This window comes from Micromonospora sp. NPDC050417, from assembly GCF_044458865.1.
GTDB lineage: Bacteria > Actinomycetota > Actinomycetes > Mycobacteriales > Micromonosporaceae > Micromonospora_G.
The window spans coordinates 253,721-270,155 of sequence record NZ_JBITIH010000006.1 but is presented as its reverse complement, the minus strand read 5'-3'; the positions used below and the strand labels follow the sequence as shown (position 1 = coordinate 270,155).

Annotated in this window: 13 protein-coding genes; 4 read left to right on the top strand and 9 right to left on the bottom strand. The window is 71.0% G+C overall.

Annotated elements, in window-relative coordinates; genetic code table 11:
* Positions 1-264 precede the first annotated feature (264 nt).
* A complete protein-coding gene (locus tag ACIBF5_RS11140) occupies positions 265-465 on the bottom strand; it encodes a DUF397 domain-containing protein (RefSeq protein ID WP_396810391.1) in 201 nt (66 codons plus the stop codon).
* 1 nt (position 466) lies between these two features.
* Positions 467-1,354, bottom strand: coding sequence for a helix-turn-helix domain-containing protein (locus tag ACIBF5_RS11135; protein WP_396810389.1), 888 nt, complete (start codon positions 1,352-1,354; stop codon positions 467-469).
* A 575-nt stretch (positions 1,355-1,929) separates the two neighbouring features.
* Here ACIBF5_RS11135 and murC point away from each other — a divergent pair.
* Positions 1,930-3,378, top strand: a complete 1,449-nt coding sequence (gene murC, locus ACIBF5_RS11130; RefSeq protein ID WP_396810387.1) for a UDP-N-acetylmuramate--L-alanine ligase — start codon at positions 1,930-1,932, stop codon at positions 3,376-3,378.
* A 35-nt stretch (positions 3,379-3,413) separates the two neighbouring features.
* On the opposite strand, the gene murF is transcribed toward murC, so the two are convergent.
* Together murF and ACIBF5_RS11120 are read right to left on the bottom strand one after the other, a co-directional pair.
* Complete coding sequence (gene murF / locus ACIBF5_RS11125; protein ID WP_396810385.1) at positions 3,414-4,805, bottom strand: UDP-N-acetylmuramoyl-tripeptide--D-alanyl-D-alanine ligase; 1,392 nt, start codon at positions 4,803-4,805, stop codon at positions 3,414-3,416.
* A 373-nt stretch (positions 4,806-5,178) separates the two neighbouring features.
* Positions 5,179-5,931, bottom strand: coding sequence for an acetate uptake transporter family protein (locus ACIBF5_RS11120; RefSeq protein ID WP_396810383.1), 753 nt, complete (start codon positions 5,929-5,931; stop codon positions 5,179-5,181).
* Positions 5,932-6,230: 299 nt separating this feature from the next.
* Between ACIBF5_RS11120 and ACIBF5_RS11115 the strand changes: the two genes are divergently transcribed.
* Positions 6,231-8,360, top strand: a complete 2,130-nt coding sequence (locus tag ACIBF5_RS11115; RefSeq protein ID WP_396810381.1) for a lectin — start codon at positions 6,231-6,233, stop codon at positions 8,358-8,360.
* A gap of 94 nt (positions 8,361-8,454) precedes the next feature.
* On the opposite strand, the gene hemQ is transcribed toward ACIBF5_RS11115, so the two are convergent.
* The 3 genes from hemQ to hemE are packed head-to-tail and all read right to left on the bottom strand — an operon-like array spanning position 8,455 to position 11,795.
* The gene (gene hemQ, locus ACIBF5_RS11110; RefSeq protein ID WP_396810379.1) at positions 8,455-9,204 is read right to left on the bottom strand and encodes a hydrogen peroxide-dependent heme synthase; all 750 of its coding nucleotides are present in this window, start codon (positions 9,202-9,204) and stop codon (positions 8,455-8,457) included.
* A complete protein-coding gene (gene hemG / locus ACIBF5_RS11105; protein WP_396810377.1) occupies positions 9,201-10,661 on the bottom strand; it encodes a protoporphyrinogen oxidase in 1,461 nt (486 codons plus the stop codon). The genes hemQ and hemG overlap by 4 nt, the downstream gene beginning before the upstream one ends.
* Positions 10,662-10,712: 51 nt before the next feature.
* The gene (gene hemE, locus ACIBF5_RS11100; protein WP_396810375.1) at positions 10,713-11,795 is read right to left on the bottom strand and encodes a uroporphyrinogen decarboxylase; all 1,083 of its coding nucleotides are present in this window, start codon (positions 11,793-11,795) and stop codon (positions 10,713-10,715) included.
* A 118-nt stretch (positions 11,796-11,913) separates the two neighbouring features.
* Here hemE and ACIBF5_RS11095 point away from each other — a divergent pair, with 118 nt between their 5' ends.
* The gene (locus tag ACIBF5_RS11095) at positions 11,914-12,486 is read left to right on the top strand and encodes a DUF3000 domain-containing protein (RefSeq protein WP_396810374.1); all 573 of its coding nucleotides are present in this window, start codon (positions 11,914-11,916) and stop codon (positions 12,484-12,486) included.
* 78 nt (positions 12,487-12,564) lie between these two features.
* Here the strand turns inward: ACIBF5_RS11095 and ACIBF5_RS11090 are convergent, their stop codons facing one another.
* Positions 12,565-13,467 (bottom strand): hypothetical protein, encoded by a 903-nt coding sequence (locus tag ACIBF5_RS11090; protein WP_396810372.1) that lies wholly within the window; start codon positions 13,465-13,467, stop codon positions 12,565-12,567.
* 49 nt (positions 13,468-13,516) lie between these two features.
* A complete protein-coding gene (locus ACIBF5_RS11085) occupies positions 13,517-14,794 on the bottom strand; it encodes a trypsin-like peptidase domain-containing protein (protein ID WP_396810370.1) in 1,278 nt (425 codons plus the stop codon).
* Between the two features lie 221 nt (positions 14,795-15,015).
* Here ACIBF5_RS11085 and ACIBF5_RS11080 point away from each other — a divergent pair, with 221 nt between their 5' ends.
* On the top strand, positions 15,016-16,335 hold the full coding sequence (locus ACIBF5_RS11080) for an HRDC domain-containing protein (protein WP_396810368.1): 1,320 nt from the start codon (positions 15,016-15,018) through the stop codon (positions 16,333-16,335).
* Positions 16,336-16,435 lie beyond the last annotated feature (100 nt).

Sequence of the window (16,435 nt, the reverse complement as noted above, 5' to 3'; positions counted from 1 at the left end):
GCGACCCGACAGGACGGTGCCTGTGAAGCGCGCGGCGAGGCTCGTGGACATCGGCGCCGAATGGTCGCGGCGCCTGCTCGATGAGATGGGCCTCGGGAGCCACCGCCCAAAGCCGGCAAGCCTGATCGGCAGGGCCGACATTAGAGGGCGGACATCCAGCTTGGGTGTCCGCCCTCGTCGTGCCGGGTGTTCCAGGCACCGATGGCACAACCAGACCCCGGTGAGGGGTCTCGTGCAAGCGCGCTGGCAACCGTGCGTTGGCAGTCAGTTAGCGAACCGACCCTCGGCTGCACCCTTGACGAAGGCCGCGAACCCCGCCGGCCCAAAGACCAGGATCGGGCTTGCCGGATCCTTGGAATCACGGACACCGATCGTGGTAGAAACCTGGGTCACCTCGACGCACGCGCCGTTGTTCTGGGATCGGCTGCTCTTACGCCAGGTAGCGCCTGCGAACTCGTTGCTCATCTCAACTCTCCTCTGCCGCCTGCTTGATCATTGCGATGGAGTCATCCGGGCCGAGTGCCATCGCGCGCAGGCGGTTGAAGGCAAGGCTAGCGCCCTTGATGGCGTCCTCACCTTCGGGATATAGGTCGCCGGCCATGGTCTCCAGGTAGACGACATCGGGATCGGTGGCCGGGTCGTCGTAGCGCAAGACGATGAAGCTGCCAGGCGAGCCTGGATGCGCTCCCACCTTGAAGGGCAACACCTGGACATCGACGTGTGGTAGTTCCGCCACCTCCGCGATCGCCTTGAGTTGCGCCCTGAGGATCGCACGCCCGCCGACCTCTCGACGGATTGCGGCCTCGTCGAGCACGAACCAAGCTCTTGGGGGTTGATCATCCCGCGTCAGGATCGCCTGTCGCTGGAGACGCACCGCAACGCGATCCGCGATCTCCTCGGCTGAGTAACGGGCGGCGCCAGACTCCAACATGGCCCGCGCGTACGCCTCTGTCTGAAGCAGGCCGGGCAGCGTGCTGGCGTCGAAGCTCCAGATTTCGGTCGCCTCGGTCTCGAACCCGATGTAGGTCGCGTACCGCTCGGAGATCGAGCCGTACTGGTGCCACCAGCCGCGCTGGAGCGCCTGCTGTGCAACCTCTGCAAGATGGTCGATCGTCGCGGTGCCCGCGCCGTACGAGACGAGCAGGGACTTCACGACCGGCACCCGGACGCGAACCTGTGCACGCTCGACACGGGACAGATGCCCGCCCGAAATGCCTCCCGCCTTCGCAGCCTGCTCGATCGTCAAGCCGGCCGCGTCACGCAGTCGCGCCAGCTCATTCGCCAGGCGTCGCTGGCGGACTGTAGGACTCGCTGTTGCCACGCGGACAGCATGACACAAGCCCTCAACCAACATCGCTTTCAACTTTTTGGCTCAGACAACTTGTCTGGGACGGATGACGTAGGTAAGACTATCGATAGGCAATACGCACGCTGATCAATGAGACCCCCGGTTTCACGAGACGGACATGACCGTGAAGTCGGGTGACGGACGGAGGCACCGTGCGGGTTGGCGAGCCCGCAAGCGCTCCCCGCGCGGTGCATCCGGCCACTACAGACACGTGGGGGAAGACATGGCGACGTATTCCGGAGGCGAACGGATTGCCAGCGCACAACGGGCCCTTCACCGCCATGCGGTGTCCAGTGCGGACGGGCGGTGCCTGACCTGTCAGGAGCCCGGTCCTTGCCCGATCAATCGGGACGCGATGCAGATCTTCGAGTGGTCGCCCACCCTCCCCCGACGGATACCCGGCCTCACTCGCCCCGAGCTGATCGGCGCCCGGTTGATCAGTGCGCCCGAATGGCTCACAACGAGGGGAAAGTGACCGTCCCAGGCCGCACCTGAGGCCATCGAGAGGAGGTGCACGCGCTCAAGCCAGCTCGACCAGATCAGGCCAGCAGACAGACCCAGCAGTAGAGGAAGGAACGACTGTGACCTGTAGCATCACCGGCGACCCTCTGGCGAGGGCCCACACCGGACCGTTCGACCTCAGCCGCCCGCACTTCGTCGGCGTTGGCGGGGTCGCCATGTCGGGACTCGCCCGACTGCTCGCCGCATCCGGCTACCAGGTGTCCGGTAGCGACATCGCGTCCTCCCCCACTTTGAGCGCCCTCCGCGAGGTGGGCGTCAAGACGTACGTGCGACACCACGCCTCCTACGTTGAGCAGGCCACCTGCCTCGTCTACACGACCGTCGCACAGCACACCCCCGAGGTGACCGCCGCGCGTACGGCCGGCATCCCGGTACTCCACCGCGCCCAGGTGCTCAACCACATCGCCGAGAACTGCCGACGCCTCATCGCCGTAGCCGGCTCACACGGCAAGTCCACCACCAGCGGAATGGTTGCCAACGCGCTCCACCAACTCGGTATGAGCCCGAGCCAGCTCATCGGTGCCGACCCGGACCGTCCGCTCTCGGGCGCCCAGCTCGGCAAGTCGGACCTCCTGGTGGCCGAGGCCGACGAGTCGGACCGGTCGTTCTTGTTCCTGCGGCCGAAGATCGCGCTCATCACGAACGTCTCGGACGACCACCCGGAGAACTTCGCAACGCAGGCCGACGTCGTGAGCGCCTTCAAGCTGTTCGTGGACCGCGTCGTCGAGGGCGGCACCGTCATCGTCAACGCGGACGACAAGGGGGCCACGGAGGTTGCCGACTGGGCGGCCACGACCAGGCCCGACCTGCGGATCGTGCGATACGGTCGGGCGGACGGCTCGGAGTACCGAATTCTCCGCACGACCGGTCGGGGGTGGACGCTGACCGCCGAAGTCGGAATGCCGGACGGCAAGTTCGTCGCCATCTCGCTGCCGACGCCGGTCGTTCAGCACATGCACAACGCGGTCGCGGCCCTGGCCTGCGCGGTCGCCCTCGGCAGCGGACCCAAGGCCGCCGCGCAGGCGGTGTCCACCTTCCGGGGCCTTCGTCGCCGGTTCGAGAAGATCGGCGAGGTGGGTGGCGTCACGGTCATCGACTCCTACGCCGACCACCCGAACGAGATCACCGCCGACCTCTGCGCGGCGCGGAACCTCACGAGCGGCAAGGTGCTCGCGGTCTTCCAGCCGAGCGGACACCAGCGGGTGTTCGCCTTCGCCGGCACCATGGGCGAGATCCTGGCGGCGCGCGCCGACCACGTCATGCTGCTCGACGTGCACGGCACCATCCCGCCCGACACCCCCACCTCCGACTCGGCCCTCATCGCCAGCCGGTTGCGCGAGGGGCACTTCACCCTGCCCATCGGTCCCGGCCAGGTCGCCCTGGCCGTTGACCGTCTGGCGGCGCCGGGTGACGTGGTCATCACCATGGGAACCGGGGATGTCACCACCTACGGCCCGACGATCATCGACCAACTCGCTGCCCGCGAGGCCGTGACCCGAACGGCCTAGCCCATCAGGCAGCGATCCCCACGGCCTAACCCCCGCTAGGCCGGGACGGCGCCGGATTCCGTCAACTGGTGCGCAAGCGCCTGGAGTCCGGCGCTGTTCGCTGCCTTCACCAGCACCACATCACCCGGTCGCAGTCCAGCGCGGAGCACGTTGAGTGCCGCTGGCACATCCGAGACACGGTCCACCACCGCGCCGCCCGCCGCCGCCCCGGCCGCGTACTGGTCGGCACCGTCACCCCCGACCGCCACCAGCCAGCCCACCCCAGCCGCTGCAACGCGCTCACCAACCGTGCGGTGCACCTGTGGCGCATGATCTCCCAGCTCAGCCATCTCGCCGAGCACCGCGACCGCGCGCCGATCGGTGCCGGCGGCCATGTCCGCCAAGGCCCGAAGCCCTGCCTCCATCGCCTCCGGTGAAGCGTTGTAAGCATCGTTGATCACTGTGACTCCATCGGGCCGCAAGGTCACCTGCATCCGGCCCGGCGACAACGCCTCGGCTTGCGACAGTGCCTCGGCCACAGCCTCGATCGGGTGACCAAGCCCGAGGGCGACGCTCGCCGCCGCCAGCGCGTTGGAAACCTGGTGCGCCCCGTAAAGACGCAGGCGCACGCCGGCCCGACTTCCCGCGTGGGTCAGTTGGAACGTTGGTCGACCAGCGTCATCCGCGCCGATGCCCACCGCCCCTACATCCGAGCCGTCGAGTCCGTAGGAGATCACGCGGGCCCTCGTCCTGGATGCCATGCTCATCACCCGAGGGTCATTCGCGTTGAGGATGGCAATTCCATCGTCTGGCAGTGCCTCGATCAGCTCACCCTTGGCCTGAACGATTGCCTCCACTGATCCGAACTCCCCGAGGTGGCTGGTACCAACTCGCGTCACCACGCCAATCCTCACCGGAGCCACCTCCGTCAGGTAGGCAAGATGCCCAATGCCCCGAGCGCCCATCTCCAGCACTAGGTAGCGGGTGTCTCGGCCCGCCAACGTCACGGTGTACGGCAAGCCCAGCTCGTTGTTATTCGATCCACGGGTTGCGACCGTTGGTCCGAATGCACCCAGCACTTGCCCCAGCATGTCCTTGGTGCTCGTCTTCCCCACGCTGCCCGTCACGCCGATCACGGTCGTATTCGGGAGCCGGTCTATGACCCCTCGGGCAAGCCGCCCATATGCGGCCGGAACATCGTCAACGACAATGGCGGGCACCCCCACCGGCCGCGACGCCAGGACGCCGACCGCGCCCGCCTCCATGGCTGCGGCAACGAAGTCATGCCCATCCACCCTCGCCCCTGGCAGCGCAACGAACAGTCCGCCGGGCTCTACCTGGCGCGAGTCATGCATCACGGGTGCCACCACGGTTGCGGATCGACCGGCGGCATCATGAACGGTGCCACCCACGATGGCGGCAACCTCTTCCAGGGTGAGAGCAAGCACACGGGAAACCTACCCCCACTGGCGCCGGAAAGGTGGCCGGCAAGACGGAAATGGCCTCCGGCATTGATGCCTGAGGCCATCCGTTGCGCCACCCAATCAGGCGCGTGCGCTGCTTGCAGCGTATCAGCGTCGGTTTCGTGTTAGAAGTCGCCATTCAGCCAGGCCATCAGGAGACCACGCCCCGCTCGGCTCGGCTCAACGCGTACCCGGCCAAGGCGCCAACTGGTGGTGGTCGTTCCTCATTGTTCAACCGGCGGATCTTCATTCCCTCATCCCCACCACCCACACCCGACCTTCAGCCCCTCCCGGCGCCCCGCTGCCCGGCGGGGTCGTGTCGGACTGGACCAGGCCGGTCGACACGACGCGGGACGGCTCACTGGCCGACCTTGATCCCCGGCTCTCCGGCGACGAACTGGATGGACTTGCGGGGTTCCCGGCCGGGGACGTTGACGCCGCCCCGCTTGCCGAGCGGCAGGATGACCCGGCGGTAGGTCCCCTCCAGCATCATCGCCGTGGCGACGTACCAGGCGAGCAGTGCCGAGACGATGAAGAGCCAGGCCCCGGTCGTACGCCAGGCGGAACTGTCGGCGATCTGGCCGACCGCGAAGGTGGTGGAGCCGGCGGCGAGTGCGGTGAGCACCGCGGCGAGGCCGAGGTTCACCGCCAGCGCGGCGAAGGCGCCGGACCAGGTGATCGCGGCCATGGCCACGAACCAGTAGCCGAGGGCGACGAACGGGGTGGGTATGGTCAGCACGCCGAGGGCGACGAGCAGGAAGAGCAGCCCGTAGGCGAGCCAGAACGCGCCCCAGATGCCGTGCATCGCGGTGGCCAGGCCGTCCCGCGCCCGGTACGCCCACATGCCGGCAAGGAACTGGGCCAGGCCGCCGAGGAAGGCGGCGAACGGGAAGATGAACTGCGGGGTCGCCGACGAGCCGTACCAGCCGGCCAGGTTGGCGGCGACGACGAAGGTGGCGGCGGCGAAGCCGAACAGCCCCAGGATCGACGGCGCGGCGACCGGCTGCAACGAGATCGTGGCGTGGTTGCGCCAGAACTCGAACTCGCCGTCGTGGCCGTCATGGCCGTCGTGGCCGCGCATCGGTTGTGCCGGGCGTGACATGTGAGACATCTCCAGACTCCTTCTCCGGCGGATCTCACCGCCTGACGCGGTGGCCGTAGCCACCGCCTCGTAGCCACCGCCTGACGCGGCTGGCCGTAGCCAACGCCGACTACCCAGCGGATCAGGCGTTACACCGATTCGGGCGGCAGGGCGCCGGCCCGGTCATCGATCGCCGTTTCGGTCAAATGTTGACTTTCCACCAGGGCAGCAATAGCCTCCGATCAATCTGTTAAGTTTGTGAACTGATCGGACTCGCCATGACCCCCAACAGCAGAACCCGAGGCCGAATCCGGCCCAGGATCGTCGCCGTGCTCGCCACCGTCGTGGTCGGACTCGCCGCCGGGGCGGTCGGCGTCACCAGCGCTCAGGCCGCGACCACCGGCGCCATCACCGGGTACGGCGGAAAGTGCGTCGACGTCGCCGCCGCGAGCAACGCCAACGGCACCCAGGTGCAGCTCTACACCTGCAACGGCACCAACGCTCAACAGTGGACCGTCGGCGACGACGGGACCATCCGCGCCCTCGGCAAGTGCCTCGACGTGGCCAGCGGCTCCACCGCCAACGGAGCCCGGGTGCGGATCTGGGACTGCAACGGCAGCGGGGCACAGCAGTGGACCGCCAGCGCCGGCCTGCTGCGCAACCCGCAGGCGAACAAGTGCCTGGACGCCACCGGCCCCTCCTCCGCCGACGGTACGCCGCTACAGATCTGGGAGTGTTTCGGTGGGCCCAACCAACAGTGGGTCCTGCCCACCGGCGGCGGCACCCCCACGCCGACGCCGCCCACTCCACCACCGGGAGGCACCGTGGACCTCGGGCCGAACGTCTCCGTCTTCGACCCGTCGATGTCCAGCGCGACGATCCAGAGCCGACTGAACACCGTCTTCAACCAGCAGGAGAGCAACCAGTTCGGCAACAACCGCTACGCCCTGCTGTTCAAGCCCGGCACGTACAACGTCGACGTGAACGTCGGCTTCTACACCCAGGTCGCCGGGCTCGGCTACCTGCCGGACAGCGTCACCATCAACGGCGGGGTGCACGTCGAGGCGGACTGGTTCCAGGGCAACGCCACCCACAACTTCTGGCGCGCCGCGGAGAACCTGTCGGTCAACCCGCCGTCCGGCACCGACCGCTGGGCCGTCTCACAGGCCGCGCCCTACCGCCGCATGCACGTACGCGGCAACCTCCAACTCGACGACGGCGGCTGGTCCAGCGGCGGGCTGCTCGCCGACACCCGGGTCGACGGTCAGGTCCGTTCCGGTTCGCAGCAGCAGTGGCTCTCCCGCAACACCCAGTGGGGCAGTTGGACCGGCGCGAACTGGAACATGGTCTTCGTCGGCGCGGTGAACGCCCCCGCCAACAGTTTCCCCGAGCCGCCGTACACCACCGTCGGGCAGACCCCGGTGGTACGGGAGAAGCCGTTCCTCTACGTCGACCAGGCCGGCAACTACCAGGTCTTCGTCCCGGCGGTGCGGTCCAACTCGACCGGCACGAGCTGGGCCTCCGGCAACCCGGCCGGATCGTCCCTGCCGATCAGCCAGTTCTTCGTCGTCAAGCCGGGGGCGACCGCCGCCACCATCAACGCGCAACTCGCCCAGGGCAAGCACCTGCTCTTCACCCCGGGGGTCTACCACCTCAACGACACCCTCCGGGTGACCCGGCCCGACACCGTGGTCCTCGGCCTCGGCCTGGCCACCCTGATCCCGGACAACGGCGTGGTCGCGATGACCGTCGCCGATGTCGACGGGGTGAAGGTCGCCGGCCTGCTCTTCGACGCGGGTACGGTCAACTCGCCGGTGCTGATGGAGGTCGGACCGGCCGGCTCGTCGGCGAACCACTCGGCCAACCCGACCTCGCTGCACGACGTCTTCTTCCGGGTCGGCGGCGCGGCGGTCGGCAAGGCCACGGTGAGCCTGCGGGTGAACAGCTCGCACGTGATCGGCGACCACCTGTGGATCTGGCGCGGCGACCACACCTACGGCGTCGGCTGGAACGTCAACACCGCCGACACCGGCTTGGTCGTCAACGGCAACGACGTCACCATGTACGGCCTCTTCGTCGAGCACTACCAGAAGTACCAGACCATCTGGAACGGTGAACGCGGCCGGACGTACTTCTACCAGAACGAGATCCCGTACGACGTGCCGAACCAGGCAAGCTGGATGAACGGCTCCCAGCAGGGGTACGCGGCGTACAAGGTCGCCGACGCGGTGAACACCCACGAGGCGTGGGGGCTGGGCAGCTACTGCTTCTTCAACGCGAATCCGAGCGTGGTGCTGGGGCACTCGTTCGAGGTGCCGAACAAGGCCGGGGTGCGGTTCCACAACATGGTGACGGTCTCGCTCGGCGGCGGCACCGGAACCATCCGCAACATCATCAACAACGTCGGTGCGACGGTGAACTCCGCCAACACCGAGGCGACCCTGGTCAACTATCCCTGATCCGGTACGACGACACGGGGGCCGGTACGCGACGCGGGGGCCGGCGTGACGACACGGGGGCCGGGGCGACGTCCGCCCGGCCCCCGCGTCGTCGTCACGGCAGGCTGGCGACCAGCTCGGTGACCGAGCGGCGGCGACCGGTGTAGAACGGGACCTCCTCGCGGACGTGCCGGCGGGCCCGGGAGGCGCGCAGGTCACGCATCAGGTCGACGATGCGGTGCAGTTCGTCGGCCTCGAAGGCGAGCATCCACTCGTAGTCGCCGAGGGCGAAGGAGGCGACCGTGTTGGCCCGTACGTCGGGGTAGCCCCGGGCCATCCGGCCGTGCTCGGCCAGCATCTCCCGGCGCTCGGCGTCGGGCAGGAGGTACCACTCGTACGAGCGGACGAACGGGTACACGCAGACGAAGTCCCGGGCCGCCTCGCCGGCGAGGAACGCGGGCACGTGGCTCTTGTTGAACTCGGCCGGCCGGTGCAGCGCCATCTGCGACCAGACCGGGGCCAGTTGCCGGCCGAGCGCGGTCCGCCGGAACAGCCCGTACGCCTCCTGTAGCGCGTCCGGGGTGGCGGCGTGCCACCAGATCAGCACGTCCGCGTCGGCTCGCAGCGCCGAGACATCGTACGTGCCCCGGACCACCACGTCCTTGCTCGCCAGGTCGGCGAGGAGCGCCTCGACCTCGGCGGCGATCCGTTCCCGGTCGGCGGGCAGCGGCCCGGTGGCGCGGAACACCGACCACATCGTGTAGCGGATGCTCTCGTTCAGTTCCCGCAGCCGCGCCGCGTTGGTCTGCTCCACCGTGGCGGCTGCCGCCTCGGCGATGGCTTCCGTGCCGTCCTGCGCACTCATACCGTGGTTCCTCCCAGAGCCTTGACGATCTCTTCGGCGGCGGTCTCGCCGGAGCGTACGCAGACCGGCAGCCCCACCCCGTCGTAGCCGGCGCCGGCGAGCGCCAGCGTCGGGTGGGCCGTACGCAGCATGTTCCGGGCCGCCGTGACCCGATCCAGGTGCCCCGGCGTGTACTGCGGCAGCGCGCCGCCCCAGCGCTGTACGTGGCTCGCCACCGGCGCCGGCAACGCCGGGTCGGCCAGGAGCCGGCCCAGTTCCCGGTGCACGGTCGCGGTCAACTCGGCGTCGTCGCGTTGGAGCAGGTGCTCCTCGCCGTACCGCCCGACCGAGGCGCGCAGCAGCGCCAGCCCGTCCGGCCGACGCAGGTGCCCCCACTTGGTGGTGAAGAAGGTCGCCGCCTTGGTCAGCGTCCCCTCGGTGGCGGGCACCAGGAAGCCGGAGAGGTCGGGCAGGGACGCCGCCGGCAGGGCCAGGGTGACCAGGGCGACGCTGGCGTAGTCGAGCCGGCCGACCAGCGCGCCGGCGCCGACGTCGACGCCGGCGAGCAGCCGGGCGGCCGGACGCGCCGGTAGGGCCAGGACGATCGCCTCCACCTCGACCGCCTCGGGGTCCCGGGTCGGGCCGATCACCAGCCGCCACCCGGTTGGGGTGCGGGTCAGTTCGCGGACCGCCGCGCCGAGCCGGATCTGCACCCTGGCGTCCCCGGGGCTGTTTCCGGTGGGGCTGACCAGCGCCTCGGCGGCGGCGGTGACGAGACGGCTCAGCCCGCCCGCGACGGTGGCGAAGACCGGCTGGCCGGGGGCGCGGGGCGCGGCAGCCTGGGCGGCCCGGACCGCACCGGTGAGGGTGTTCTCGGTCCGCGCGGCGCGGGCCAGCGCGGGCATCGTGGTGGCGAGCGAGAGGGTGTCGGCCCGACCGGCGTAGACGCCGCCGAGCATCGGGTCGACCAGCCGGTCCACCACCTCGTCGCCGAGCCGGCGCCGGACCAGTTCACCGACGGCCAGGTCCTCGTCCGGGCCGAGCAGCGGGCGGCCGGCGTCGCGGTCCCGGTCCGCCGCCGGCTGCGCCAGCGCGGCCACCTTGGTCAGGTCCCCGGGTACGCCCACCAGCGTGCCGCCGGGCACCGGCCGCAGCCGTCCGCCGAGGGCGATTCCCGCCTGCCCTGTCGCCGGGTGCACGAGTTCCGTGTCGAGCCCGAGCCGGCGGGCCAGGGCTACCGCGGCGGACTCACCGCCGGCCGGGTCGCGGGTCAGGAACGCCTCGGCGCCGAACTCGACCGCTGATCCGGCGATCGTGCCGGTACGCAGTTTGCCGCCGAGCGTGCCGGACTGCTCGTAGATGGTGATGACCGAGCCGGCCGGCGCCAGCTCGCGCAACCGCAACGCGGTGGCGAGGCCGGCGATGCCGCCGCCCACGACCGCGATCCGCGGTCCGGTCTCCCTGCTCGGCGTTTCCATGATCAGTGACTTTCCCTGTTCAGTGGCTTCCCGGTTCGGCGGCTTCCTTGTTCAGCGGGCCGACGCCTCGTGCACCAGCGCGACCACCCGGGTCAGCACCTCCGGGTCGGTCTCCGGTAGCACGCCGTGGCCGAGGTTGAAGACGTGGCCCGGCGTCGAGGCGCCCTCGGCCAGGATCCGGCGTACCTCCGCCTCGATCACCGGCCACGGGGCGAAGAGTACGCACGGGTCGAGGTTGCCCTGGACCGCCTTGTCCGGCCCGATCCGTACGGTCGCGGCGTCCAGCGGGGTCCGCCAGTCGACGCCGACGACGTCCGCGCCGGCCTCCCCCATCGCGCCGAGCAGTTCGGCCGTGCCGACCCCGAAGTGGATCCGGGGTACGTCCGCGTCGGCCAGGCCGGCGAGCACCTTCGCCGAGTGCGGGAGCACGAACCGCCGGTAGTCGGCCTCGGAGAGCGCCCCGGCCCAGGAGTCGAAGAGCTGCACCGCGGACGCCCCGGCGTCGACCTGCACCCGGAGGAACTCCCCGGTGATCTCGGCCAGCCGGCCGCAGAGCGCGTGCCAGACCTCCGGCGCGCCGTACATCAGGGCCTTGGTCTTCGCGTGGGTGCGCGACGGTCCGCCCTCGACCAGGTAGCTGGCGAGGGTGAACGGGGCGCCGGCGAAGCCGATCAACGGCGTGTCGCCCAGGTCCGCGACGAGCAACCGGACCGCCTCGTCCACAAAGGAGAGATCGTCGGCGGTAATCGGACGGATCCGGTCCACGTCGGCGGCGTCGCGCACCGGCTGCGCCACCACCGGTCCGGTACCGGGCACGATCGCCAGGTCGACCCCGGCCGCGGCGACCGGCACCACGATGTCGCTGAAGAGGATCGCGGCGTCCACCCCGTGCCGGCGGACCGGCTGCAGGGTGATCTCGCGCACCAGTTCGGGTCGCCGGCACGATTCGAGCATCGCCACCCCGGCCCGCAACTCCCGGTACTCCGGCAGCGAGCGGCCGGCCTGGCGCATGAACCAGACCGGGGTGTACGGCACCGGCAGGCGCCGGCAGGCGCGGACGAACGGCGAGTCGGCGGGGCCGGCCGGGGCGGATTCCCCGCCCTGGCTCGCGTTACCAGCAATCGTGGTGGTCATCGGCGCAATCGTGCCACGCCCGGTGACGGCCCCGGCGGGCGCCGGGCGGTTTTGTGAGCACGGACGCGGCCGGCGCGGCGATCCCCCACCCTGCCACCGGTCGGCTTAGGCTGCGAACATGGCCGCCCCGATCGTGCTCCCCGAGACGTTCACCCGCGCGGTGGCCGGGTTGCGCGCGGCGGCTCCCCGGGACGAGATCCTGCTCGAAGAGGTCGGCGCCCCGCAGCGGCTCGCCCCGTACGCCTTCGCGTTGAGCGCCACCGTGCTGCGAGACGACGACGAGGTGGCGACCGGCCGGCTGATCCTGCTGCACGACCCGGCCGGCCACGAGGCGTGGGAGGGGACGCTGCGGCTGGTCACGTACGTCACCGCGGACCTGGAGGTTGACCTCGCCGCCGACCCGCTGCTCCCCTCGGTCGGCTGGACCTGGCTCACCGACGCACTGGACGCCCAGGGGGCCGGTTTCCGGGCGCTGGGCGGCACCGTGACCCAGACCATGTCGACCAAGTTCGGCGACCTCGCCGGCCCCCCGGCCGCCGGTGACATCGAGATCCGGGCGTCGTGGACGCCACTGGGCGGTAATCTCCGCGCCCACCTGCTCGCCTGGTGCACGTTGCTGGCCTCGACCGCCGGGCTGCCCCCGCCCGGGGTGACCGCGCTCTCCGAGCGCCGCCCGGCCGGCGCCGCCTGAGCGGACGGCCCGGGCCGGGCCGGGGCGGCGGGGAGAGCCCCGTGCGGGCACCGACCGGCACCCGCACGGGGACGACGGTCAGAGGTAGCCGTCGGCTTCCTCGCAGACCTTGTCCGCCTCGTCGATCGCCTTCCGGAAGGCCGCCTCGCTGGTGGCGGTCATCGCCTTGCTGAACAGGTCGAGACAGTTGGCGATCACGGCCTTCTGCCGGGCCTGCTCGTCCCGGTCGTTCTTCGTCCCGGTCAGGTCCTGCTCGACCGCCTTGACCCGGTCGGTGGCCGCCTGCACGTCCCGCTTGAGCCGGTCGATCTCCTGCTGGTTCGCGCCGATCTTCTGGTCCCGTTCCCGCACCTGGGAGCTGAGTTCCCGCTCGGTCCGGTTGAGTTCACCGGACTTGGTGACGAACAGTCCGGTCATCACCGCGCCGACCGTGAACAGGAGCGCGACGACGATCGAGAGGACCAGCACGGTACGGCGCTTGCCGCCGGCCGCCGGGGGCCCGGCTCCGTACGGCAGACCGGCTCCGGGCGGTCCAGCCCCGTACGGCAGACCAGCTCCGGGCGGTGCGGACATCGGCTGCGCCAGCGGTGCCCCCGGGTACGGCACTCCCGAGTAGGGCTGCGGACCACCGGAGACCGGCGCGCCCGACGCCGGGATGCCGGAGACCTGCCCCGGGTACGGCTGGGGCGCACCCGGCGCGGCCTGGGCGGGGATGCCGGTGGTGGGTGCCGGGTAGACCGCGGCGGGGTAGGTGTAACCGCCCGGCGCCGGGTACGCCACCGTCGGCGGCTCGTCCGACTGGCCGACACCGGCCGGCGGCGGGGTGGCACCGGGCGACAGCGGAGTGACGACCGGCGGGGTGGCGACCGGCGGCGTGGCAGCGGTCGACGCGGGCGGGGCGACCGGCGGGACCACCGGCGGCAGCGGGGTGGTCGGATCGACCGGCGGGGTGCCGTCGGGACCGTGGGGTGGCTGGGACATGGGGTTTCCTCCGTGGGGGTAATGCGGGGTGCTGAACTGCGGGTGTACCTCAGCAGATCTTGAAACCATCACAGGCGGTCTTGATCGGCACGGCCAGACCGATTCCCTCGGCGTCGCGGGCCTTGGCGGTGGCGATGCCGACCACCTGCTTGGCCGAGTTGATCACTGGACCGCCGGAGTTGCCCGGGTTGATCGGCGCGTCGAACTGGATCACCTTTCCGGGGCCGTCCTCGTTGTCGCGGAAGGCACTGACCACGCCGGTGGTCACGCTGTCCTCCAGGCCCAGGGGCGCGCCCACCACCACGATCTGCTGACCGGACTTGACCGCCTCCGGGGCGGCGACCAGACCGGTGAAGGTCCCGTCCGTACTCAGTTGCGCGACGTCGTTCGCCTTGTCGACCTTGACGATGGTGGCCGGGAAACGCTGGTCCGTACGCTCCAGGAAGACCTGGCGCCCACCGCCGTTCCAGAGTTCCTCGACCACGTGGAAGTTGGTGAACAGGTTGGTCCCGCCGTTGGTGGCCGGTTTGCCCACGGCGAACGCCGTTCCGGTGAACTGCCCGGCGCGTACGCGGAAGACGCTGGGCAGCACCGTGCTGGAGATCGCTTCGGGGTTGAACGCCTGACCCGCCCGGTTCTCCAACTCCTTGGTCCGGCCCTCCACACCCTCCAGCCGGCCCGCGTCGGCGCGCTGCGCCTCGGCCAGCCGCCGGTCGGCGTCGCCGAGCCGACCGTCGAGCCGATCGATCTGGTACGCCTGGAAGCCGACCACGCCGGCCAGCGCGAGCACCAGCAGCAGGGCGGTGATCCCCGGCCAGGCGAGCCGACGCCGCACCACCGGGGTCGGCTGGGCGTCTGGCGGGGGCGGATAGCCGGACGCCGGGTTCGGCGTCCCGTACCCGGGCGTCGAGGGCGGAACGTAACCGCCGACCGGAGCCGGCGCGTACCCGTACCCGGGAGCCTGGCCGTACCCGGAGGTCGGCGCCAGCGGAGCCGTCACGGCGGTCGGGTCGTACCCGGAGGTCGGCGCCAGCGGTGCGTGGCCCTGCTCGGCAGCGGTGTGCGGAGGCGCGCTGGCGAACTGGCCCGGTGACACGAGCGGCGCGCCGAGACTGCCCCGGGGCGGTTCCATCCTCGGCGGCAGCGGACCTGGTCGGCCACTACCCGCGTGATCGGCCTCCGACGACCCGGGCGCGGAGTGCCACTGCCCGCCGGCGCCGGGTGCCGGGCCGGACGCGTCCGCGGCCGGCTGTCGCGGACCGGGCACCGGTGCGTCGGGGACCTGCTCGTAGCCGGTCGTGGGCTGCGGGTCATAGCCAGAGGTCATAAATCGACGTCCTCCCGTAGACGTTCATGCCAGAGTCGCAGCATCGGGCAAACCAGCCCGGGGATCTGCGGCAAGGAGGGACCGTACCGGCCGTGCTGAGCTTTGTCTTCCCCGATGTCTGACTCGTCCATTCCGACAGATGTACGCACCGGCCGGCCGGACAACCCGGCGCGCCGGCCCGGCTGCGTATGGCGGATGCGAGCGACCACTAGGGTTGTCAGGTGACCGACGAACCACCCCTGCGCCGTCGGGCCGCGCAAAGCCAAGCAGGGAACGAGCCACACAGCCTGCCGGCGCTCGCGCCGGAACCCGAGACCGTGGGGCCCGACCCAACGCCTGGCGGGCCCGTTCCGCTCCTCGCCCCTCGCGACGGCACACCGGAGCCGGTGGCTACACCTGCCGCCCTCGCCGATGTCGTCGCCCGCTTCGCCGCCGGCACCGGCCCGGTCGCCGTCGACGCCGAACGCGCCTCCGGCTACCGCTACAGCCAGCGCGCCTACCTGGTGCAGTTGCGCCGGGCGGGTGCTGGCACCGTGCTGATCGACCCCCTTCCGCTCGGCGACCTACGCAGCCTCGACGAGGCGCTCGCGGAGACCGAGTGGGTGCTCCACGCGGCCAGCCAGGACCTCGCCTGCCTGGCCGACCTCGGGCTGCGTCCGCGCCGGCTCTTCGACACCGAACTGGCCGCCCGGCTGGCTGGTTTCGAACGGGTCGGGCTCGCCGCACTGACCGAGCAGTTGCTCGGGTTCACCCTGGAGAAGCACCATTCGGCTGCGGACTGGTCCAGTCGGCCGCTGCCGGAATCCTGGCTGACCTATGCCGCGCTGGACGTGGAACTCCTCACCGAACTGCGCGACGCCCTCGCCGACGAACTCGAACGGCAGAACAAAGCCGCATGGGCGGCCGAGGAGTTCGCCGCCCTGGTGCTCTGGGGGGCGCAGCCGCTGCGGCAGCGCCCCGACCCGTGGCGGCGTACCTCCGGCATCCACCGGGTCCGGGGCGCCCGCGCCCAGGCCCGGGTCCGGTCGATGTGGTACGCGCGGGACGCGATCGCGTCCCGTCGCGACTCGGCGCCGGGGCGGGTGCTGCCGGACGCCGCGATCATCGCCGCCGCCGAGATGGATCCGAAGGACGAACGGACCCTGCTGATGCTTCCGGGCTTCGGCGGGCGCTCGGTTCGCCGGCTCGCCCGGACCTGGCTCGAAGCCCTCTCCGAGGCGAGGGCGCTGCCCGACGACGCGCTGCCGGTGAGCGCGACGGTCGACGGGCCGCCGCCACCGCACCGGTGGGCCGAGCGCGACCCGACGGCGGCGGCCCGGCTGGCCCGGTGCCGCGAGGTGGTGACCCGGATCGCGGGCGAGCACCACCTGCCGCCGGAGAACCTGATCACCCCGGACTCGGTCCGTCGGCTGGCGTGGACGCCGCCGGACGAGGTCACCGAGGAGGTGGTGGCCGAGACGCTGCGCGGCTACGGCGCCCGCAACTGGCAGATCACCCTGATCACCCCCGACCTCACCCGAGCCCTACCCGAGCCCGTGTGAAAGGAGGGGCGCCGGGGGTTGGGGGGGGGGGGGGGGGGGGGGGCGGCGGGGGGGGGGGGGGGGGGGGGGGGGGGGGGGGGGGGGGGGGGGGGGGGGGGGT